Below are 20,804 nucleotides of genomic sequence, written 5' to 3'. Positions count from 1 at the left end.
AGCGAAGGGAACACGCTATGCCCGTAATGGCTTCCCGAGGCGGCTCCCGCCGCCGCTCCATGAACGAGATCAACATGGTTCCGTTCATCGACGTGATGCTCGTGCTGCTTATCATCTTCATGGTCACCGCACCCATGATGACGCCCAGCTCGGTCAACGTGCCCTCGGTCGGCAAGGGCGCGAAAACGCCCAAGACCTTCGGCCAGGTCATCGTCCAGAAGGACGGCAGCATCACACTCAAGACCGACGGCAGCGAACGCAGCCTGTCGCTGCAGGCGCTCGGCAATGCCGCACGCACCTGGCAAAAAGAGCAGGAAGAAGGCACACCCGTGCTGATTACGGCCGAGAAGACCGTCAACTATGAATCGGTGATGAAGGCCATGGACGCGCTGCAACGTGCAGGCGTCGAACGCGTCGGACTCACCGTGAAATCGTCTGGCAACTGACCGATCAAACAAGGTCCAGCCGCCCAATCACTGAATGCTATCTCTCAAAGAACGCGACCAATTTGCCCCGCCCCGTCCACCTGGACGCATGCGCGCAGTTGCCCTCGCCGTACTCGCCCATGCCGTGCTGATTGGCGCGCTCACCTGGGGCATCAGCTGGAAGAAGAGCTCCGACGCGCCCGCATCGGAAGCGGAGCTATGGGCGGCGCTACCTCAGCAGGCCGCACCGCGTGCGGTGGAACCACCGCCACCACCCAGCCCGCAGCCTGAACCGAAGCCTGAACGGACACCGCCTCCGCCGCCCCCACCACCTCCTCCACCGCCGCCAAGGCAACAGGTCCAGCCCGACACGCGCGACGCCGACATTGCGCTCGAGCGCAAGAAAAAGCGCGAAGAAGAGGAAAAGGAAAAGAAGAAACAGCAGCAATTGCAGCTCGAGAAAGAGCGCAAGGAAGAGGAGCGCAAGGAGCGCCTCGAAGAGCAGAAGAAAGAAAAACTCGAGCAACAAAAGAAAGACAAGCTGGAGCAACAGAAAAAGGACAAGATCGAAAAGGAAAAGGCCGAGCGCGAGAAGGACCGCAAGGAGCAACTCGAACGCGAAAAGGACAAAAAGGAACAGGCCGAGAAGGACAAGAAGGAAAAAGCCGAGAAAGCCGAAAAGGCAGCCAAGGCTGAAGCCGACAAGAAGAAGGCTGCCGAGGAAAAGCGCAAGTCCGACGCCGCAGCCACCAAGGCGGCCGATGCCCAGCGCGAAGCCAATCTGCGCCGCATGGCCGGCATGGCCGGAGCGACCGGAGGCGCCAGCGCCACTGGCAACGCCACACACAATGCAGGCCCTGGTGGCAGCAGCAGCGGCTCGGGCTCAGGCGGCCCATCCGCAGGCTACGCGGGCAAGGTCGCGGCCAAGGTGCGTCCGAACATCACGTTCCCTGATGCGATCACCGGCAACCCGCGTGCCGAAGTGGAGGTGCGAGCTTCACCGGACGGCACCATCGTCGGTACTCGCCTTGTCAAATCGAGCGGCAATCCGGCCTGGGATCAGGCTGTGATCCGTGCGTTGGAGAAGACCGATACGTTGCCCAAGGATACGGATGGACGGGTGCCGTCTTCGCTGAGCATCGGGTTCAGGCCTAACGACTGATCGGCGTGTCAGTTGAGGTGCGCGGTTTTTTCAACAGCTGCTGGGGCGTTGATTCCCGAGGCCGGGACTGCCCCCGGCGGGGCAATCACTTTTTGCTTGCGCTCAAAAAGTAATCAAAAACGCGCTTGGAATTCGGGGTCACGCGGCAGAACTCACTACGCGACTGCGTCGCTCCGTTCGGACAACCGCCGCGAGCTAGGGGTCCACTAAGAGGTGCTTGCAGCACTTCGCTACGCTCGTGCCGGTGCACCTGCTGGCGCACCTTGAGGCTCTGGATGCATTCAGTTGAAGTTTGAATTTGAATTTGAATTCAAACAGCAGAACCCCGAAGCGCGCAGGGCGCTCGATCTCTCACCCCAACGGCAATACAACCCCTCAGGCTAGGCGTCGAAGCCGCAGACAGTATGCTGATACGGCAAGGCTTCGCAACGACGCATGAGGGGCTGTATTGCCGCCCATAAACGACCAACGAACCGAACCTACCCACACCCACTACACTCAAAACACCAATAGCAGTGAAAGAAAACATGAGACAAAGAATCGAACAGAGTTTTGGGGAACAGGGGTTGATGTCAACGTTGGGGGCTTCGGTGGTGCTGGTGGAGGACGGTCTGGTCCACATCGAGCTCCCCTTCTCCAAAGCCGTGACGCAGCAACTTGGCTATGTGCATGCGGGTGCCATCACCAGCGTGCTCGACAGCGCTTGCGGCTACGCAGCGCTCACCAAAGCTCCGCCCGACCACGAAGTCGTCACGGCCGAGTTCAAGATCAACCTGATGCGCCCGGCCATCGGCGAGCGCTTCATCGCCATCGGCAAGGTGCAGAACGCGGGAAAGATGCTGACAGTCTGCACGGGCGAGGTGCGCGCCATCGCGCAGAACGGCACGGAGAAAGTAGTGGCGCTGATGCAGGCCACGGTGGTGAATGTGAAGCGCTGAACCCCGTTGGAAGATGGTCGACAATAAAAAAAGAGCGCCCTTGGGCGCTCCTTGTCTCGATGCTCGCTTGCTGCACAAATCAGTTTTCGCGCTGCTCCAGCATGCGGTTGATACGCAGTGCCACCAGCGTGCAGACCACCGCCGACAGCAGATACAGGGACACGGCCACCAGACCGAACTTGGCTGACAGACCCAGCGCCACCAGCGGCGCAAATGCGGCGCCAATCAGCCAAGCCAGATCGTTGGACAGCGCGGCACCGGTGTAGCGGTAGTGCGAGGTGAAGTTGTTGGTCACGGTGCCCGATGACTGGCCGTAGGACAGGCCCAGCAGAATAAAGCCCGCCAGAATGAAGATGTTATTGCCGGTGGAACCCGCGCTGAGCAGGAACGGCGCTGCCAGACTGAAGATGCCAATCAGCAGGGCCATGGTGCCCAGCAGGTTGCGGCGGCCCACCTTGTCGGCCAGCGTGCCCGAGATCACGATGGCACCCGCAGCGAACACCGCCCCCACCATCTGCACGTTCAGCACGTCGACCATGGACTGCTCGGAATACATCGAGATCCACGACAGAGGGAACACCGTCACCAGATGGAACAGCGCGAGGCTGGCCAGCGCGGCGAATGCGCCCAGCAGCACGTTGCTGCCCTGGTTGCTCATCACCTCGGTCACGCTGACTGGCTCGAGCTCTCGGGCTTGCAGCGCGTCGGCATAGGACTGGCCGACCACCAGACGCAGGCGGGCGAACAGCGCCACGACGTTGATCGCGAAGGCGACAAAGAACGGATAGCGCCAGCCCCAGTCAAGAAACTCGCTCACCGGCATGCTGCTGTACAGATAGGAGAACAGCGCGGCGGCGATGATGAAGCCGAGCGGCGCGCCGAGTTGGCCGATCATCGAATACCAGCCACGCTTGTCCTTGGGCACGCCCATGGCCAGCAGCGACGGCAGACCGTCCCACGAGCCGCCGAGCGCCAGACCCTGACCGATGCGCAGCACGATCAGCACGACGATGGCGGTGGAGCCCACCGATTCATAGGTGGGCAAAAATGCCATACCCACCGTGCACACACCCAGCGCCAGCATGGACAGCGAGAGCTTGGTGCCTCGTCCCCAGCGCCGCTGCACCGCCATACCAATGGCCGTACCGATGGGCCGCGCGACGAAGGCCAGCGCGAAGATGGCGAAGGCCATCAACGTGCCGTCCAGCCGCGACATGAACGGGAACAACGTGAACGGAAAAACCAGAACGCAGGCGATACCGAAAACGAAAAAGTCGAAATATTCGGATGAACGCCCGATGATCACGCCGACGGCGATCTCATTGGGAGTGACATCCTCGTCCGTGTGCGCACGCGACAGAGAGTTGGCGTCTTCAACGCGTGGCACGGAATAGGCTACGGAACCGCTGCTCATCGAAATGCTCCTTGCTCCAGATCTGACATTTTTGTCAGGCCTCGTTGCGGTACTCGTGCTCACCGCGATAATGTGAGGCCTGACGCAGTTCTACACCTGCGGTATTGCCGCCACAAGTCCGCAAACACTGACATTTTTGAAGGGGAAACCCTAGACCTTTGTCAGCCTTTCGCTCTTTTGTGGTGACAAAACGCCTGTAAGTCCTTGTCCCACTTGATATTGGACAAATTGTCCAATCGACATATTTGGTAACGGGTTTACAGTCTCGGATGTCCAGTAATCCGCGTTAACACTCAGGGGACTAACCCTGAGCCGCGCGACTTTGTCCATTCCAAACATGTCCAAAACCAAGGAAACCCGCAGCCCCGCATGGCTGGGCGCGGCAGCTTTGACAGCCCTTCTCACGGGTTGCAGCAAGGCCGTCGTGCTCAATCCCGCCGGTGATATCGCTGCTCAGCAGGGGCAACTGGTGATCACAGCCACGTTGCTGATGCTCATCATCATTGTTCCAGTGATCTTTTTGACGCTGTTGTTCGCCTGGAAGTACCGCCAGTCCAACACCGAAGCGCGCTACGAACCCGAATGGCACCACTCCACCAGCCTCGAGCTGGTGATCTGGACCGTTCCACTGCTGATCATCATCGCGCTCGGCGCGCTGACCTGGATCAGCACCCACAAGCTTGATCCCTATCGTCCGCTGGACCGCGTGTCGGCCACCAAGGCGCTCGATCCCAACGTCAAGCCGCTGGAAATCCAGGTCGTGTCTCTGGACTGGAAGTGGCTGTTCTTCTACCCCGAGCAAGGCATTGCGACGGTGAACGAAGTGGCGGCGCCCGTGGATCGTCCGATCCACTTCAAGCTGACCTCGGCCAACACCATGAATGCGTTCTACGTTCCTGATCTGGCCGGCATGATCTACACCATGCCCGGCATGCAGACCGAGCTCAACGCCGTGATTAACAAGGCGGGCGAGTTCAAGGGCATGTCGTCGCACTACAGCGGCGCTGGCTTTGCCGGCATGAGCTTCAAGTTCAAAGGCATGGCCGACGAAGACTTCGCCAAGTGGGTCGATCAGGCCAAGTCCGAAGGCAAGCCGCTCGACGCAGCCGCTTACCTGAACCTGGTCCAGCCCAGCGAACGCAACCCCGTGGAGCGCTTCGCCAGCGTGGCTGATGGCCTGTACAACAAGGTTCTCAACCGTTGTGTCGAAGAAGGCAAGATGTGCATGCACCACATGATGGCCATCGATGAAATGGGTGGCGAGGCCTACATCAAGGCCGCAGGCCTGAACCTGCCGCAGGACGTATGCACCGTCCAGAACGCCGACAGCGTTGTCGCCCTGCTGGACTCGCAGCGTGCGCAAGCCGCCGCTGTCGTGCAGTAATGAAGATTGGAAGAGACTCAACAAATGGTGTCTGAACAAACAACCCCGGCAGCTCACTGGCTGCTCGGACGAATCACATGGGACCAGATTCCCATGACGCACGAGCCCATCGTGCTCATTACCTTCATTGCTGTGATGCTTGGCGGCCTCGTCATGCTGGCCGGCATCACCAAGTTCCGCCTCTGGGGCCCGCTCTGGAGAGACTGGATCACGTCGATCGACCACAAGAAGATCGGCATCATGTACATGATCCTGGGCATCGTGATGCTGGTGCGCGGTTTCTCCGACGCGGTGATGATGCGTCTGCAGCAGGCCATGGCCTTCGGCGACAACATGGGCTACCTGCCCCCTCATCACTACGACCAGATCTTCACCGCCCACGGCGTGATCATGATCTTCTTCGTGGCGATGCCGTTCGTGACCGGTCTGATGAACTATCTGGTTCCTCTGCAGATCGGCGCACGCGACGTGTCGTTCCCGTTCCTCAACAACTTCAGCTTCTGGATGACCACTGGTGGTGCCGTGCTGGTGATGATCTCCCTGTTCCTGGGCGAGTTCTCCACCTCCGGCTGGCTGGCGCTCTCCAACCTGGGGCACCAGAGTGGCAGCACGGGTCTTGACTACTACATCTGGGGCCTGCAGGTCGCGGGTGTGGGGACGACGCTATCCGGTATCAACCTGATCGTCACCATCATCAAGATGCGCGCGCCCGGCATGAACCTGATGAAGATGCCCGTCTTCACATGGACTGCTCTGTGCACCAACGCGCTGATCGTTGCCTCGTTCCCGGTGCTGACCGCAGCCCTCGTTCTGATGTCGCTGGACCGCTATGTCGGCACCCACTTCTTCTCGAACGACTTCGGCGGCAACCCGATGTTGTACGTGAACCTGATCTGGATCTGGGGTCACCCTGAGGTCTACATCCTGATCCTGCCTTGCTTCGGCGTGTTCTCGGAAATCGTGGCCACGTTCTCGCGCAAGCGTCTGTTCGGCTACACCTCGATGGTCTACGCCACGGTCTGTATCACGATCCTGTCCTACCTCGTGTGGCTGCACCACTTCTTCACGATGGGTTCCGGGGCGAGTGTGAATACCTTCTTCGGCATCACGACGATGATCATCTCGATCCCGACGGGCGCCAAGATCTTCAACTGGCTGTTCACGATGTACCGTGGCCGCATCCGCTTCACGGTGCCCATGCTGTGGACCATCGGCTTCATGGTGACCTTCGCCATCGGCGGCATGACCGGCGTTCTGCTGGCCGTTCCTCCAGCCGACTTCGTGCTGCACAACTCACTGTTCCTGATTGCCCACTTCCACAACGTAATCATCGGCGGTGTGGTGTTCGCCGTGTTCGCGGCCATCAACTACTGGTACCCCAAGGCATTCGGCTACCGTCTCAACGAGTTCTGGGGCAAGGCCTCGTTCTGGTTCTGGCTGGTGGGCTTCTGGGTCGCCTTCACACCGCTGTACATCCTCGGTCTGATGGGCGTGACACGTCGTGCCAACCACTTCGAAGATCCTTCGCTGCAGATCTGGTTCGTCATCGCCGCGCTCGGCGCAGCATTGATCGCCGCCGGCATTGGCTGCTTCTTCATCCAGCTGATCGTGAGCTACTTCCAACGCGACAAGCTGCGTGACGAAACGGGTGACGTGTGGGGTGGCCGTACGCTGGAATGGGCTACTTCGTCGCCTCCTCCACAGTACAACTTCGCTTTCACACCCGTGGTGTATGAAATCGACGCATGGCACGACATGAAGAAGCACGGCTACAAGCGTCCGCTGACAGGTTTCAAGTCCATTCACATGCCTTCGAACACCGGCGCAGGCGTAGTGATCTCGGGCCTGGCCACCGTATTCGGCTTCGCGATGATCTGGTACATGTGGCCGCTGGCGATCGTTTCGTTTGCCCTGACGGTACTGGCCGCGATCATCCATACGTTCAACTACAAGCGTGACTACTACATCCCTGCGGCAGAAGTGACCGCGACGGAAGAGCTGCGCACGCAAGAACTCGCTAAGGCCGCTGCAAGCCATGTCTAATTCGTACACCAACGCCATCGGTCCACGCGAGTACCACCTCGCCGAGGAACCCCATCCGGAAAACGGCACCGCTCTGGGCTTCTGGCTCTACCTGATGAGCGACTGCCTGATCTTCGCAGCGCTGTTCGCCACCTGGGGCGTGCTCGGCAACAACTATGCTGCCGGCCCCACAGGCAAGGAACTGTTCGACCTGCCGCTGGTGGCCATCAACACGGCCTTCCTGCTGCTGTCGTCGATCACCTTCGGCTTCGCCATGCTGCAAAAGCAGCAGAACAAGCTGGGCGGCACGCTGTTCTGGCTCGCCATCACCGGCCTGTTCGGTCTGGCGTTCCTGGGCGTGGAACTGTACGAGTTCTCGCACTTCATCCACGAAGGCGCGGGCCCGACACGCAGCGCGTTCACCTCGGCGTTCTTCACCTTGGTGGGCACCCACGGTCTGCACGTGACCTTCGGTCTGATCTGGCTCGTCGTGCTGATGATCCAGCTCTCCAAGCACGGCATCAACCCCGCCAACAACCGCCGCCTGATGTGCCTGTCGATGTTCTGGCACTTCTTGGACGTGGTCTGGATCGGTGTTTTCACATTCGTTTATCTGATGGGAGCCCTTTGATGAGCGCAGCACACAATCACGCTGGTCATCATCATGACGACCACGGTCACGACCACCACGACGAAGGTCCGCACAGCACGTTCTCGGGCTATATGACGGGCTTCATCCTGTCGATCATTCTGACGGCGATCCCGTTCTGGCTGGTCATGGCCGACATCATCACCGACAAGAAGACTGCGGTGCTGGTGCTGGGCGGCTTCGCCGTCGTGCAAATCGTGATCCACATGATCTTCTTCCTGCACATGAACGGCAAGGTCGAAGGCGGCTGGACCATGCTGTCCACCATCTTCACGATCATCTTCGTGGCCATCGGCATCGCCGGTACGCTGTGGGTGATGTTCCACATGAACACCAACATGATGCCCAAGCATGTCATGCCGGACGCACCACCGGCACAGACCGCTCCGGCACACCACACCCCTTGACCAACCCGGTCACCTCGCAGGGCGCCAGCAGGCGCTCTGCCATCAGCAAGGCGATTCTCACGATTGTGGGCATCGCCTTGTTTTTTAGCTTCGTCACGCTCGGCACCTGGCAGGTGCAACGCCGCGCGTGGAAGCTCGATCTGATGGAACGCGTGGAAACCAGGCTGCATCAACCGCCGGTTTCCGTCTCGCAACTGCTACGCTCCGAGCCCGTTGCCGACATCGGTGAGAAGCATGCCTACCTGCCGGTCTTCGTCGAAGGCCAGTGGCTCGCCGACAAGACCGTTTTCACACAGGCACTGACCGAGCTCGGCGCAGGCTTCTGGACCATCACGCCGCTTGAGACCGCAAGCGGCCAGGTCGTGCTCGTCAATCGCGGCTTCGTGCCCGAAGGCCAGCGCGCGTCCGCCCAGCCGCCCGAGCCCGGACAGGGCAACGCCCGCGTGGAAGGCCTGCTGCGCGCGGCCGAGCCGGATGGCGGATTCCTGCGCAAGAACGATGCGGCCAACGGCAAGTGGTACTCCCGCGATGTGGCCGCCATCGGGCAGGCACAGGGCCTTGCCAATGTGCAGCCCCTCTTCATCGACCAGGGCATTCCACAAGGTGCCCATGTGAATACGGACACGCCCACACCGGCTAACGCCATGCAGGGTCCCTGGCCGCGCAGCGGAATGACCGTGGTGAAGTTCCACAACAGCCACACCGTTTACATCCTCACTTGGTATGGCCTCGCGCTCATGGTGCTGGGTGCGGCATGGCTGGTGGTGCGCCATGAGCACAAAAACGCGCCAAGGCCCTGACTCGGCAGCCGACGCTTGATTTGGCGACAATCCTGCCTCATGAACACCAGCAGCGGCAGCATTGTGGACACGACCGGCATCCCCGCGCGAGCCCTGCGCTCGCCCGCGACGCATGCTGGTCTCAAAAATCTGCACCTGCTGATTCAACTGCGCTGGATTGCGGTGGTCGGTCAGATCTTCACCATCGAGGTGGCCCACTACACAATGAACCTGCAGTTGCCGGTGCAGGAAATGCTGATGGTGGTGGCCTGCCTTGCGGCCTTCAACGTGGTCACCATGCTGCGCTGGCGCACAGGGCGCGGCGTGCGCAATGTGGAGCTGTTTCTTGCGCTGCTGGTCGACGTTGCCGTGCTCACGGTACAGCTCTACCTGAGCGGCGGCACCAGCAACCCCTTCGTCTTCCTGTACCTGCTGCAGATCGCCGTGGGCGCGATGCTGCTGCGCGGCGGCTACATCTGGACGATTGTGGTCGTCACGGCGCTGTGCTTCTTTGTGCTGAGCATCCACCATATCAACCTGCCCATCGCGCACGACCCGATTCGCGGACTGGCAAGCCCCTATGTCATTGGCCTGCTGGTGTGCTTTGTGCTCAACGCGACGTTGATCGTCGTGTTCATCACGCGCATCGCGCGCACCCTGCGCCAGCGCGATGCACGACTGGCCGCAGCGCGCCAGCGCGCAACCGAAGAGGAGCATGTCGTGCGCATGGGCCTGCTGGCCTCCGGCGCGGCGCATGAACTGGGCACACCGCTGTCCACCATGGCCGTGATTCTGGGCGACTGGAAACGTGAGCCGGCGCTCGCAAAGAACCCCATGCTGCTCGAAGAGATCGCCGAGATGCAGGTGCAGGTGCAGCGCTGCAAGAAGATCGTGAGCGACATTCTCATGTCCGCAGGCGAGGCGCGCGGCGAGGCATCGACCGAGACCACCGTCTGCCGCTTTCTCGACTCGCTCGCCGCCGAATGGAGCCGCACCCGCTACGTGAACACCTTCGTCTACGACAACCAGTTCGGCGACGACCGCCCGATGGTGGCGGATGCCACATTGGAGCAGATGGTATTCAACGTGCTCGACAATGCCCGGGACGCCTCGCCGCACTGGGTGGCGCTGATCGCCGAGCGCACCGAAACAGCGCTGGTCATCACCGTCTGCGACGACGGTCCTGGGTTTGCGAAGGAAATTCTCGCCCAGTACGGCAAGCCCTATGTGTCGAGCAAGGGCCGCCCGGGCGGTGGTCTGGGCCTGTTCCTCTCGATGAACGTGGCCCGCACATTGGGTGGCAGCGTCCACGCACGCAATCGCGCGGACAGCGGCGCGGTGGTAACGATCACGTTGCCGCTGGCGTCCATCGTCCTGCCCGAGACGAGCTCTGCCCCGAAGACAGAAACAAAGACGAGAACAGAGACAATTTCCGAGATTGGCCAGTCCCATGCAGAACATTGATGCCCCGATTCCGGACCCCGCAGGCGATCCGCAGGACGAAGAACAGCGCCTGCTCCTGATCGTCGAAGACGATGAAGCCTTCGGCCGCACCCTCGCTCGCTCGTTCGAACGCCGTGGCTACAAGGTGCTGCACACCGACAGCCTGGAGCACATGGAAAAGCTGCTCGAAACCCACGATCCGGGCTATGCCGTTGTCGATCTGAAGCTCAAGGGAGAAGCCACCGGCCTCACCTGCGTGCGCAAGCTGCACGCGCACGATGAAGACATGCTGATCGTCGTTCTGACGGGCTACGCCAGCATCACCACCGCCGTGGAGGCCGTGAAGCTCGGAGCCTGCCACTACCTCGCCAAGCCCTCCAACACCGACGACATCGAGGCCGCCTTCGGCCACACCGAAGGCAATGAAGAGGTCGAACTGACCAACCGCTCCAGTTCCATCAAGACGCTCGAATGGGAGCGCATCCACGAGGTGCTGGCCGAGACCGGCTTCAACATCTCCGAGGCCGCGCGTCGCTTGGGCATGCACCGCCGAACGCTTACGCGCAAGCTGGAAAAGCGCCGCGTCTAGCGCGGTACGGTTCGGCTCACCGCCAGCTCCGAATTGCGGTATCGCGGATCGTGGCTCACATCGTCGCCGAGCCAAGTCAATGATGGCACCGGATGGTCTTCGGACGGCAGTTCCACCTCCGCGACGACGAGGCCTGAAAGCTCCTGCTCGAACACGTCAATCTCGAACGTCAGTTCATTCACAGGCAGGTAGTAGCGCACTTTCTCGATGCGCCCCAGACTGGCGAAATCGGCCAAGAGCACTTGCGCATCCGCCAGCGGAATCTCGTATTCAAACTCGGCACGCGAGAGGCCGACGGTCTTGCCCTTGAGCGTGAGGAATCCCTTGTCGCCCACGACGCGCACCCGCACGATCATGCCGTTGTCCGCGAGATAGCCTTGGGCCATACGGACACCCGTCAGCCCCGACACGATGGAGCGGTCGCGGACGAGGAATTTGCGTTCGATTTCTGTGGGCATGATGGATTCGGCAAGGGACACGATGACAGTCGCCACTGTACCCACGAATCAAGCCAGCTTTGTCTTCAGCGAACCACCATCGACACGCCGAGCAGCAGCAATCCCATCATCAAACAACGCTTGAACCACAACGGCGACAGCCGCGAGCGCAGCCATGTGCCCATCTGCATGCCCAGCAGTGCGGGCACCAGCAGCAAGGCCGACCGGCCCACATCGCCGGTGTTGAAACTGCCATTCCAGGCCAGCCCCGCCGCGAGCGCGAGCGTCGACACCGTGAAGCACAGGCCCATCGCCTGAATCAGCTCGTCGCGCTGCATCTGCAGTGATTGAAGATAGGGCACTGCAGGCACCACAAACACGCCCGTGGCCGAGGTGACAAGCCCTGTCGCCGAGCCCACCACCGGGCCCAGCCATGCCTCCTGCCCTGCCGCGACGCGCCACTGCGCCCCGAGCAGAACCCAGCCCGAGTAAACGATCAGCGCAATGCCCAAAGCCACGGTAGCCCACGCGCCCGCAGGTGCTCCGATCAGCAAAGCGCCCACCGCTGTTCCCGCACAGATGCCCAATTGCATCGGCCCCATGCGCCTGAACAACGCGGGCAAGGATGTCATCGGCTGCATCTGCCAAAGATTGGTGACCAGCGAAGGCACCACGAGCAGCGCCGCCGCTTCGGCCGGCGGCATGCGCAGGGCGAGCAGTCCCATGGCGACGGTCGGCAGGCCCAGCCCCACGACGCCCTTGACCAGCCCCGCCAACAGGAACACGCCCATGGCCATCAGCAACCACACAGGCAGCGCTGCACTCCATTCAGATACATTCATATACAACACTTCCGCCCACAATGTCGATCACATGGACGAGATTGTGTGCAACATGGACGCCACTGCCAATTCGGTTCTGCCGGGTGCCGCTCCGGAAAAACCGAAGGTTCACCTGCCCCACTAGAGAGCAGCACATGGTTTCAGTGGAGGCCTCCTCCAACCTGACGCGCACGGAAAAACACTCCGCAGGAAAGCTGCTTGCCGTATCTGAGAAAATGGCGACTATGACTCTCAAAGCCCCCGAACTGCTGCTGCCTGCCGGCTCGCTCGACAAAATGCGCGCCGCCTACGACTTCGGCGCCGACGCAATCTACGCCGGCCAGCCACGCTACAGCCTGCGCGCCCGCAACAACGAATTCCGCCTCGAGCAGATCGCTCAGGGCATTCAGGAGGCGCATGCCCGGGGCAAGAAATTCTTCGTCACGAGCAACCTGATCGCGCACAACGACAAGGTGCGCACCTACATCCGCGACATGGCGCCCGTCATGGAGCTCAAGCCCGACGCGTTCATCATGGCCGACCCGGGCCTGATGATGATGGTGAAGGAAAAGTGGCCCGAGGCCGAGATTCACCTCTCCGTGCAGGCCAACACCACCAATTACGCAACCGTGAAGTTCTGGCAGAAGGCCGGCGTCTCGCGCATCATCCTGTCGCGCGAGCTGAGCCTCGACGAGATCGAGAAGATCCGCCAGGAATGCCCCGACATGGAGATCGAAGTCTTCGTGCACGGCGCGCTGTGCATCGCCTACTCGGGCCGCTGCCTGCTCTCGGGCTACTTCAACCGCCGCGACCCAAACCAAGGCACTTGCACCAATGCCTGCCGCTGGGAATACAAGACGCACGACGCCGCCGTCGACCCCAACACCGGCGAAGCGCTTGCGCAGACGATGGAGAACGGCTTCAGCTTTGAAAAAGCCCGCGAAGATGCCGATTCGCAATTCAGCACGTGCGGCAACGGCGAGCGCCATCCCAAGGCCGATCAGGTCTATCTGATCGAGGAAATGGGCCGCCCCGGCGAAAACATGCCGATCATGGAAGACGAGCATGGCACCTACATCATGAACTCCAAGGACCTGCGCGCCGTGGAGCACGTGGAGCGCCTGGTGAAGATCGGCGTGGACTCGCTCAAGATTGAAGGCCGCACCAAAAGCCTGTACTACGTGGCACGCACTGCGCAGGTGTATCGCCGAGCGATCGACGACGCGGTGGCCGGTCGCCCGTTCAACCCCGAGCTGATCACCGAACTCGAAGGCCTCGCCAATCGCGGCTACACCGGCGGTCTGATGGAACGCCGTCCGTCGCAGGATTATCAGAACTACGAAACCGGCCACTCGGTGCTGCAGCGCAGCCACTTCGTGGGTGAGGTGCGTGGTTATGCGGATGGCCTGGCCGAAGTGGAAACCAAGAACCGTTTCCAGGTGGGCGATACGCTGGAGATCATCCACCCACAAGGCAACCGCCAAGTGAAGCTGGAAAAGATGTTCAACATGGATGGCGAGCCCGTCGAAGTCGCGCAAGGCAACCCGATCCGCGTGCGCATTCCGCTCGAAGGTCCTGTCGAAGGCGCTCTGATCTCACGTCTGCTGAACGCCTGACCCTCCCCTATTTTTGATTTGACAAAGGCCCTGATGTCGGGGCCTTTGTCCTTTGTTTTGCTGCAATGACTTACGAACTCCCTGCCAACGCCAACCCCGACAACAAACTCGAAAACCCGACGGCCGACGACATCGTCGTGCTGCCCGAACTCAAGGCCTACATCGACCCGCTCACGCCTGACGAATACGAATCGCTCGAGCGCAGCATCATGGACGAAGGCTGCCGCGACTCGCTGGTGCTGTGGGGCAATATCCTGATCGACGGTCACAACCGTTTCGGCATCTGCGAGAAAAACGGCCTGAGCTTCAACACGATCCAGAACACGCGCTTCAAGAGCATGGAAGACGTGCACCTGTGGATGATCGACCAGCATCTGGGCCGCCGCAGCGTCTCTGAATTCCAGCGCGGCGTGCTCGCCCTGCGCAAGCGTGAAATCATCGCCGAACGCCGCGCCGCAGCGGCCGCCGCAGTCGTCGCCGCCAAGGCCGAGGCCAAGGAAGCCAACGGCGGCGAACAGGCCCCATGGGAAGGCGATACCGACCCCGTCGTAGCCAAGGCGCTCGCCAGCGTGGCCAAGGTGCCGGACGATACGCTAGACACCCGAGAGTCCCTCGCCCGCGCGGCCCGCCTGACCGCAAGCCAGGTGAAGATGATCGAGACGATTCAGGAAAACGCCGCCCCCGAAGTGGTGGCCGCCGTGAAGTCCGGCGAACTCTCGCTCAACGCCGCCGCCGTGGTGTCCTCCCTGCCCCAGTCCGAACAGGCCGCCGCCGCTCAAGGCGGGGCCCAGGAACTCAAGGCCGCCGCCAAGCGCGTGCGTGACTCCAAGAAGAAGCCCAAGGCAGAAGCCATGGAGTCCTCTGCGGACGACGCGGAAACATCAGCTGACGCAGCACCCTCCGTAGACGAACTGCGCAAGCGCGTGACCGAGCTGGAGTCAGAAAACGAACGCCTGCGCCAGCAGGTGAAAGCGCTGCAGGATTTGTTGGCTGAGCAGGCTTGATGTCTCTGGGCCTGCGGCCCTGACACTGCAGAGTTTGGGCGCACCATGGACACAACCGACGTGAGTCAACTGTGTCCATTTTTCTGCTCGATACGCTTCACACTGATCGCTGGGAATGGTCACAATGCCCATTCATCCATTGGACCACCCCGCGTACAGGGATCGCCCTGATCGTCATCGATGTTCAACAAGTCCTGTGCACCTTGCGTCTTGGTTTTCCAGTCGTGCTTCTGGAGGACGCTCACACCAGCGCAGGTAATGCTGCGCTGTCTTCCCAACAGATCATCGCGCATCACAACGCGACTCTCAGCAACAGCAGCAGCTTTGGTCCACGCGTGACATTGCAGACCGTACAGCAATGGACATTCGCTCAACGTGGGGTGCACGCGATCCAACGAACCTGCGACGACGGTGGCGGAATGGCAGCGCAAGAAGTCATTGAGAGTCTTAAAGCGCGGCTTGATGCCACGCGCGAATTCAAGAAGTCCGCAGACGAATCTTGATCAGACGGCAACCAGTCCTTCATTTATCCTTCAGAAAATCCCTACCCTCCGCCAGCGGCGCAAACCGATACGTCGCGGGCGTTCTACTGAGCTTCACCGGCGCGCCCAGCCCTCGGTACTCACCCATCTGGATCACCATTTCACTGTGCTGTGTATGCGGTGCTTCCAGTGCCTGCTCAACGTCGAGCACCGGCGCAGCAGGCACGCCGATGGACATGAGTTCGTCAGCGAGTTGCACGCAGTCTCGGGTGGCGAGGGCCTGCTCCAGCAGCGCTTTCAACGCAACGCGATTCACCGAGCGCTGACCGGCGGTGGCGAAGCGCTCATCGGTGCCCAGTTCGGGTTGGCCGAGATGCTCGCACATCAGCTTGAACTGGCGGTCGTTGCCCACTGCGAGAAAGATGGGCGATGTGCCGGTGTTCACCACGTCATACGGATAGATGTTGGGATGCGCGTTGCCGGTACGCTGCGGGATCTTGCCGTTCATGAACCAGTTGGCCGCATGTGGGTGCAGCAGCGAAATGCCCGAGTCATAAAGCGACGCGTTGATGAGCTGGCCCTTGCCGCTGCGCGCGCGTTCGTGCAGCGCGAGCAGCACGCCGATGACGGCGTTCATGCCGGTCACCATGTCGACGACCGGAAGTCCCACGCGCAGCGGGTCTCCGCCAGCTTCGCCATTCACGCTCATGATGCCTGCCATGGCCTGGATGGCAGCGTCATATCCGGGCAATGCGCCGAGCGGGCCATCTTCGCCAAAGCCCGAGACGCGGCACCAGATGAGCGCCGGATACTCGCGCTGCATCTGCTCCCAGCCTATGCCCCATTTTTCCATGGTGCCGATCTTGAAGTTCTCGACCACCACGTCGGCCTCGGCCATGAGTTCGCGCACACGCTGCTGGCCCTCGGGCTTGGCGAGGTCAAGGAACTGGATGCGCTTGTTGCGGTTGAGCCCATAGTAGTACGAGGCCACGCCGTCGCGAAACGGAGGTCCCCAGGTGCGCGTGTCGTCACCCTGCGGCGGTTCCACCTTGAGCACGTCAGCACCATGGTCGCCAAGGATCTGACCGCACAACGGCCCACCGAGAATGCGCGAGAGATCGAGCACACGCAAGCCCTGAAGCGCGCCCGCGCTTGGCAACTGGGTCATCTTTGTTCTCCTGATTTCTTTTCCATCGACCATTCAGTTTGCCACTGTCTGGCGCTCCGTGCCGTTTTCACCAAGTCAGTCGACAGCCCGCAGAGAATCTGCCATACCGTATCTCCTTGTGCCGTTTCGAGAATCGAGTTGCCCGTTTGCCCGTTGCGCATCAGTCCAGCGTCACGCCGGACTTTTTGACCACGCTGCTCCAGCGCTCCACTTCGGAGGCTATGAATTTCGAGAGATAAGCAGGCGTCGTGTCTCCGCCGCGCTCCAAACCTTGAGCCGCGAAGGCCTTTTTCACGCTGTCGGAATCAAGTGCCTTGGCAAACGCGTGGTTGAGTGCCTGCACACGATCGGCTGGAATGCCCTTGGGGCCGACCACGCCAAAGAACACGCTCACGTCGTAGCCCTTGAGTCCCTGCTCGGCAATCGTCGGAATATCGGGCATCGCGGTGGAGCGTTTGGCGGTCGCCACACCAAGTGCCCTCACCTTGCCGGCCTTGATGAACGGCATCGCGGTGAGGATATCAGTGAAAGTCATGTCCACCTGTCCCGCCAGCAGATCGTTGAGCGCAGGCCCCGTGCCCTTGTAGGGCACGTGCATCAGCGTGGTGCCCGCGAGTTCGTTGAACATCACGCCGGCCAGATGCGATGATGCCCCATTGCCCGACGAGGCGAAGCTCAGCTTATTGGGCTTGGCCCTGTCGAGCGCGATGAGCTCGGGCACGGTCTTCACCGCGAGGCTCTCGCGCACCACCAGAATGTTGGGCAGGTAGCCCACATACATGATGGGCGCGAAGCTCGTGCGCGGGTCGTAGCCCATCTTCTTGTAGAGGCTCTGGTTGATCGCCAGCGGCCCCGAGGTGCCGAACATGATGGTGTAGCCATCGGGCTTGGCACGCTCGAGATATTCTGCGCCGATGTTGCCGCCCGCGCCCGCCTTGTTCTCCACGATCACGCTTTGGCCCAGTTCCTTGCCGAGCTCTACGGCGAGCACGCGCGCCATGGCATCGGTCGGTCCACCCGGCGGGAAGGGCACGACGAACATCACCGTGCGCTCGGGAAATTTCTCGGCGGCCAAGCTCTTGGCCATCGGCAGACAAGCTGCCGCAGCGGCGGTCATCGCCAGAATGAATTGACGCTTTTTGAACATCTGTCTGTCTCCTGCTTTTTTGTTGGAAGTCTGTGGCGATCTTTCAAGACCACGCCGCCGGTATCACACCTTCATCGCTGAGCGGATCACGCGGCAGCAAGCGATGGACCACCACCAGTTGCGACAGTCGCATGCGTTCCGTGGAGCCGGTCTTTGAAGCCTCCCACGCCATGGCGATGGAGGTCGTGCAGCAATACAGCGCCGTCGCAGCCTGGCGCGCAAGCTGGTCCAGCCCCTGCTCCGCCACCTTCTGGGCGAGCGCGCTGGCACGCGAGAGCGCTTCGCGCAAGACCTTTTCATAGCCCGGTTTGAGTGACGCTTCGGACAGCAGTCCAGACAGGTATTTCTGCAACACCGGCAACGAGCCCTCACGCTTGATCGCGCGGATCACATCGAGCGCGACGATATTGCTCGTGCCTTCCCAGATCGAGCCCAGATGCGCATCGCGCACGAGGCGCGGATCGCTCCACTCCTCGATGTAGCCACAGCCGCCCCGCACCTCCATCGCATCGCCGGTGACCTTGCGCGCATCGCGGCAGGCGCGGAACTTGATCATCGGCGTGAGGATGCGTAGCAGCGCGTAGGCCTCCTTGTCGCCCGCGTCAGAGCGTGCCAATGTCTGCGCGGTCTGAAACACCATGGTGCGCGCCTGCTCGGCCGGCACGCGCAGTTTGTCGATCTGGCGGCGCATGAGCGGCATGTCTTCCAAACGCTTACCGAAGGCGATGCGTGCGTGCGCGACATATTCCGCCTCGGCCACCGCGCGACGCATCATGCCGGCGGAGCGCACACCGTTGGACAAGCGCGAGTTATTGACCATGTCGGCCATCTGCACAAAACCGCGACCACGTTCTCCGACAAGCCATGCCCTTGCGCCTTCGAGCGTGATCTCGCCGCTTGCCATCGAGCGCGTGCCCAGCTTTTCCTTGAGACGGATGATCCGGTACTGATTCGTGCTGCCATCGTCCAAATAGCGCGGCAGCAGGAACAACGAGATACCCTTCATCCCCACAGGATCGCCATCGACGCGTGCCAGCACCATCGCAAATTCGGCATCAGGGTTCGAGCAGAACCACTTGTCGCCCACCAGCCGCCACGACCCATCGGCGTTCGGGTAAGCCATGGTCTCGGTGTTCGAGATGTCGGAGCCCGCCGCCTGCTCGGTCATGAACATGGCCCCCTGGGCCTGCTCATCCCAATCAAGCGACAACAGCTGCGGCAGATACTTCTCCACCAGCTCCGGGGTACCAAATTTCTTGAGCGTGCGGGTGAGCGAATCTGTCATCGACAGCGGACAGCACAGCCCGAACTCAGCCTGCACAAACAGATAGGTCAGCGCGTATTTGACGATGGGTGGCAGCTTGCCCTTCCAACCCAGCATGTCATCACGGTGCGACATCGCCTGCAGGCCGAACTCGCCATACGCGACGCGCTCCATCTCTTCGTAGGCCGGATGCTTGATGATGCGTTGCAAGTTCTCGCCCGAACGACTGCGGTGCTCGAGCTCGGGCGGGTTCTTGTCCGCAATGCCCGCCAGATCATCGAGCCGCCCTCCCGCGAGTTCGCCCATGCGCGTGAGGTGCGGCAGCAGGTGCAGGAACAAATCCTCGGGCAGATAGAGCTTGAGCAGCGACTCCATCTCGCTGTCGGTGACGTAGAAGTTTGCACCGCGACGATCCGGCACTGGATGCGCGTTACTCGCAACGGGCTTGCCCGAAGGCGTGTGCACAGCACCTGTCGCACCTTGGACGGTGGCAAATGCCACGCGATTGGTCGACTCCATTTTTTCGATTGCCTGCATGTTTGTATCCTTCCATCCTATGGTGTTCAGGTGATGCTTACAGCCGATTCAAAACGCCCCAAATCACCGTACATGCCCTTATTTCATCTCCCACCGTGATTCGCGTCAAATATTATTAATATCTTGTTTAATATCTTTTAAATATTATTAAATTTCGCGGGCACACCGCATGATCGGCATCCTGATGATCGAAACACGACTGCTTCGCTATTTCGTGGCACTGGCCGAAGAGCTGCATTTCGGGCGCGCCGCGACGCGCCTGTCCATCTCGCAACCTCCGCTGAGTGTCGCCATCAAGCAACTGGAAGAACAGGTGCAGGCTCAACTTTTCGAGCGCAACAGCAAGGAGGTGCGCCTCACCGCAGCGGGCGAGCACCTGCTGCCACGCGCGCGGCAGATCCTCTCACTGACCAGTCAGGCCGCACAGGAAACCACCGATGTCGCGCGCGGTGTGCGTGGACATCTGCGCGTGGGATTTGTCGGCTCCAGCCTCTATCGTGGCGTGCCGCAGGCGCTAGAGGCGTTTCAGAAACAGCACCCGCAAGTGCGCGTGGATATGCTCGAGCTCAATAGCGCCGAACAGTTGCAGGAGTTGCAGCAGGCGCGCCTTGATCTGGGTCTGGTGCACTCCGTTCAGCCGCCCGAAGACATCAGCAGCCAAATGCTGATGGAAGAGCCGTTTCTGGTGGCTATACCGGAAGGCCATCGACTTTCGTCACGCAAAGAAATCGATCTGTTGGAATTGAAGGATGAACGGCTGATCCTGTTCTCCGCTCAGGTGTCGCCGGTTTATCACCAACGTATTTACCAAATGTGCCAGAGCCGGGGGTTCACCCCCGAAATCCGACACGAAGTACGGCATTGGCTATCCGTACTTTCGCTGGTCTCCTTGGGGCAAGGCGTGGCGATCGTGCCCGCCGCGCTGCAGCGCGTGGGCATGCCGCGCGTGACTTTCAGTCAGTTCGTCGGCGATCAAGCCACCTCGGAACTGCTCGCGGTATGGCGTCGCAAGCCGACGAACCCGCTGGTTCAGTCATTGCTGGGCTGTTTGCAGACCGCCGTGGACGACATTGCAGTGCATCCCCTGGATTGATGATTCAGGCCAGTTGCGCGACG

At 61.0% G+C, this 20,804-nt stretch carries 20 protein-coding genes; 14 read left to right on the top strand and 6 right to left on the bottom strand.

Annotated features, from left to right (window positions below):
- Nucleotides 1-17: 17 nt before the first annotated feature.
- The 3 genes from G7047_RS04140 to G7047_RS04130 all read left to right on the top strand — a co-directional run bounded on the left by G7047_RS04140 (nt 18) and on the right by G7047_RS04130 (nt 2,525).
- Nucleotides 18-446 (top strand): ExbD/TolR family protein, encoded by a 429-nt coding sequence (locus G7047_RS04140; RefSeq protein ID WP_166301134.1) that lies wholly within the window; start codon nt 18-20, stop codon nt 444-446.
- A 34-nt stretch (nt 447-480) separates the two neighbouring features.
- Nucleotides 481-1,587, top strand: coding sequence for a cell envelope integrity protein TolA (tolA, locus tag G7047_RS04135; protein WP_166301130.1), 1,107 nt, complete (start codon nt 481-483; stop codon nt 1,585-1,587).
- 569 nt (nt 1,588-2,156) lie between these two features.
- Nucleotides 2,157-2,525: a PaaI family thioesterase gene (locus G7047_RS04130; RefSeq protein ID WP_240939367.1), complete on the top strand. Its 369-nt coding sequence runs from the start codon at nt 2,157-2,159 to the stop codon at nt 2,523-2,525.
- Nucleotides 2,526-2,604: 79 nt separating this feature from the next.
- Here the strand turns inward: G7047_RS04130 and G7047_RS04125 are convergent, their stop codons facing one another.
- The gene (locus G7047_RS04125; RefSeq protein ID WP_166301123.1) at nt 2,605-3,939 is read right to left on the bottom strand and encodes an MFS transporter; all 1,335 of its coding nucleotides are present in this window, start codon (nt 3,937-3,939) and stop codon (nt 2,605-2,607) included.
- Between the two features lie 337 nt (nt 3,940-4,276).
- On the opposite strand from G7047_RS04125, the gene cyoA reads away from it, so the two are divergent.
- From cyoA to G7047_RS04090, 7 genes are read left to right on the top strand one after another with little or no spacing between them, the layout of a single operon-like run.
- Nucleotides 4,277-5,323, top strand: coding sequence for a ubiquinol oxidase subunit II (gene cyoA / locus G7047_RS04120; RefSeq protein WP_166301120.1), 1,047 nt, complete (start codon nt 4,277-4,279; stop codon nt 5,321-5,323).
- A gap of 24 nt (nt 5,324-5,347) precedes the next feature.
- Nucleotides 5,348-7,366, top strand: coding sequence for a cytochrome o ubiquinol oxidase subunit I (gene cyoB, locus G7047_RS04115; protein ID WP_166301117.1), 2,019 nt, complete (start codon nt 5,348-5,350; stop codon nt 7,364-7,366).
- Entirely contained in the window at nt 7,359-7,976 is a 618-nt protein-coding gene (gene cyoC, locus G7047_RS04110) for a cytochrome o ubiquinol oxidase subunit III (RefSeq protein ID WP_166301114.1), read from the top strand. The genes cyoB and cyoC overlap by 8 nt, the downstream gene beginning before the upstream one ends.
- Nucleotides 7,976-8,401, top strand: coding sequence for a cytochrome o ubiquinol oxidase subunit IV (cyoD, locus tag G7047_RS04105; protein ID WP_166301110.1), 426 nt, complete (start codon nt 7,976-7,978; stop codon nt 8,399-8,401). Before cyoC ends, cyoD begins: the two co-directional genes overlap by 1 nt.
- A complete protein-coding gene (locus tag G7047_RS04100) occupies nt 8,398-9,201 on the top strand; it encodes an SURF1 family protein (RefSeq protein ID WP_240939366.1) in 804 nt (267 codons plus the stop codon). Before cyoD ends, G7047_RS04100 begins: the two co-directional genes overlap by 4 nt.
- A 39-nt stretch (nt 9,202-9,240) precedes the next feature.
- Nucleotides 9,241-10,644, top strand: a complete 1,404-nt coding sequence (locus tag G7047_RS04095; protein WP_166301106.1) for an ATP-binding protein — start codon at nt 9,241-9,243, stop codon at nt 10,642-10,644.
- Nucleotides 10,631-11,212: a response regulator transcription factor gene (locus G7047_RS04090; RefSeq protein WP_166301103.1), complete on the top strand. Its 582-nt coding sequence runs from the start codon at nt 10,631-10,633 to the stop codon at nt 11,210-11,212. Before G7047_RS04095 ends, G7047_RS04090 begins: the two co-directional genes overlap by 14 nt.
- On the opposite strand, the gene G7047_RS04085 is transcribed toward G7047_RS04090, so the two are convergent.
- Nucleotides 11,209-11,670: a CYTH domain-containing protein gene (locus G7047_RS04085; RefSeq protein ID WP_166301098.1), complete on the bottom strand. Its 462-nt coding sequence runs from the start codon at nt 11,668-11,670 to the stop codon at nt 11,209-11,211. The two genes, G7047_RS04090 and G7047_RS04085, sit on opposite strands and share 4 nt — an antisense overlap.
- Before the next feature lie 65 nt (nt 11,671-11,735).
- Nucleotides 11,736-12,491: a sulfite exporter TauE/SafE family protein gene (locus tag G7047_RS04080; protein WP_240939365.1), complete on the bottom strand. Its 756-nt coding sequence runs from the start codon at nt 12,489-12,491 to the stop codon at nt 11,736-11,738.
- Nucleotides 12,492-12,715: 224 nt separating this feature from the next.
- On the opposite strand from G7047_RS04080, the gene yegQ reads away from it, so the two are divergent.
- The 3 genes from yegQ (at nt 12,716) to G7047_RS04065 (ending at nt 15,593) form a co-directional block, all read left to right on the top strand.
- Nucleotides 12,716-14,086: a tRNA 5-hydroxyuridine modification protein YegQ gene (gene yegQ / locus G7047_RS04075; RefSeq protein WP_166301095.1), complete on the top strand. Its 1,371-nt coding sequence runs from the start codon at nt 12,716-12,718 to the stop codon at nt 14,084-14,086.
- A gap of 65 nt (nt 14,087-14,151) precedes the next feature.
- Complete coding sequence (locus G7047_RS04070; RefSeq protein ID WP_240939364.1) at nt 14,152-15,090, top strand: plasmid replication/partition related protein; 939 nt, start codon at nt 14,152-14,154, stop codon at nt 15,088-15,090.
- Between the two features lie 71 nt (nt 15,091-15,161).
- Nucleotides 15,162-15,593 carry a hypothetical protein gene (locus tag G7047_RS04065; protein ID WP_166301092.1) on the top strand — a complete coding sequence of 144 codons (432 nt, stop codon included), beginning with the start codon at nt 15,162-15,164 and terminating at the stop codon, nt 15,591-15,593.
- Nucleotides 15,594-15,612: 19 nt separating this feature from the next.
- On the opposite strand, the gene G7047_RS04060 is transcribed toward G7047_RS04065, so the two are convergent.
- From G7047_RS04060 to G7047_RS04050, 3 genes are all read right to left on the bottom strand, one after another.
- Nucleotides 15,613-16,740, bottom strand: coding sequence for a CaiB/BaiF CoA-transferase family protein (locus tag G7047_RS04060; RefSeq protein ID WP_166301089.1), 1,128 nt, complete (start codon nt 16,738-16,740; stop codon nt 15,613-15,615).
- Nucleotides 16,741-16,900: 160 nt separating this feature from the next.
- On the bottom strand, nt 16,901-17,887 hold the full coding sequence (locus G7047_RS04055) for a tripartite tricarboxylate transporter substrate binding protein (protein WP_166301086.1): 987 nt from the start codon (nt 17,885-17,887) through the stop codon (nt 16,901-16,903).
- A 43-nt stretch (nt 17,888-17,930) separates the two neighbouring features.
- Nucleotides 17,931-19,688, bottom strand: a complete 1,758-nt coding sequence (locus G7047_RS04050) for an acyl-CoA dehydrogenase family protein (protein ID WP_240939363.1) — start codon at nt 19,686-19,688, stop codon at nt 17,931-17,933.
- Nucleotides 19,689-19,875: 187 nt separating this feature from the next.
- On the opposite strand from G7047_RS04050, the gene G7047_RS04045 reads away from it, so the two are divergent.
- Nucleotides 19,876-20,781 carry a LysR family transcriptional regulator gene (locus tag G7047_RS04045; RefSeq protein WP_166311866.1) on the top strand — a complete coding sequence of 302 codons (906 nt, stop codon included), beginning with the start codon at nt 19,876-19,878 and terminating at the stop codon, nt 20,779-20,781.
- Nucleotides 20,782-20,804 lie beyond the last annotated feature (23 nt).

This window comes from Diaphorobacter sp. HDW4A (assembly GCF_011305995.1).
Classification (GTDB): Bacteria; Pseudomonadota; Gammaproteobacteria; order Burkholderiales; family Burkholderiaceae_C; genus Diaphorobacter_A.
This window is presented reverse-complemented; position numbering and strand designations above follow the sequence as displayed.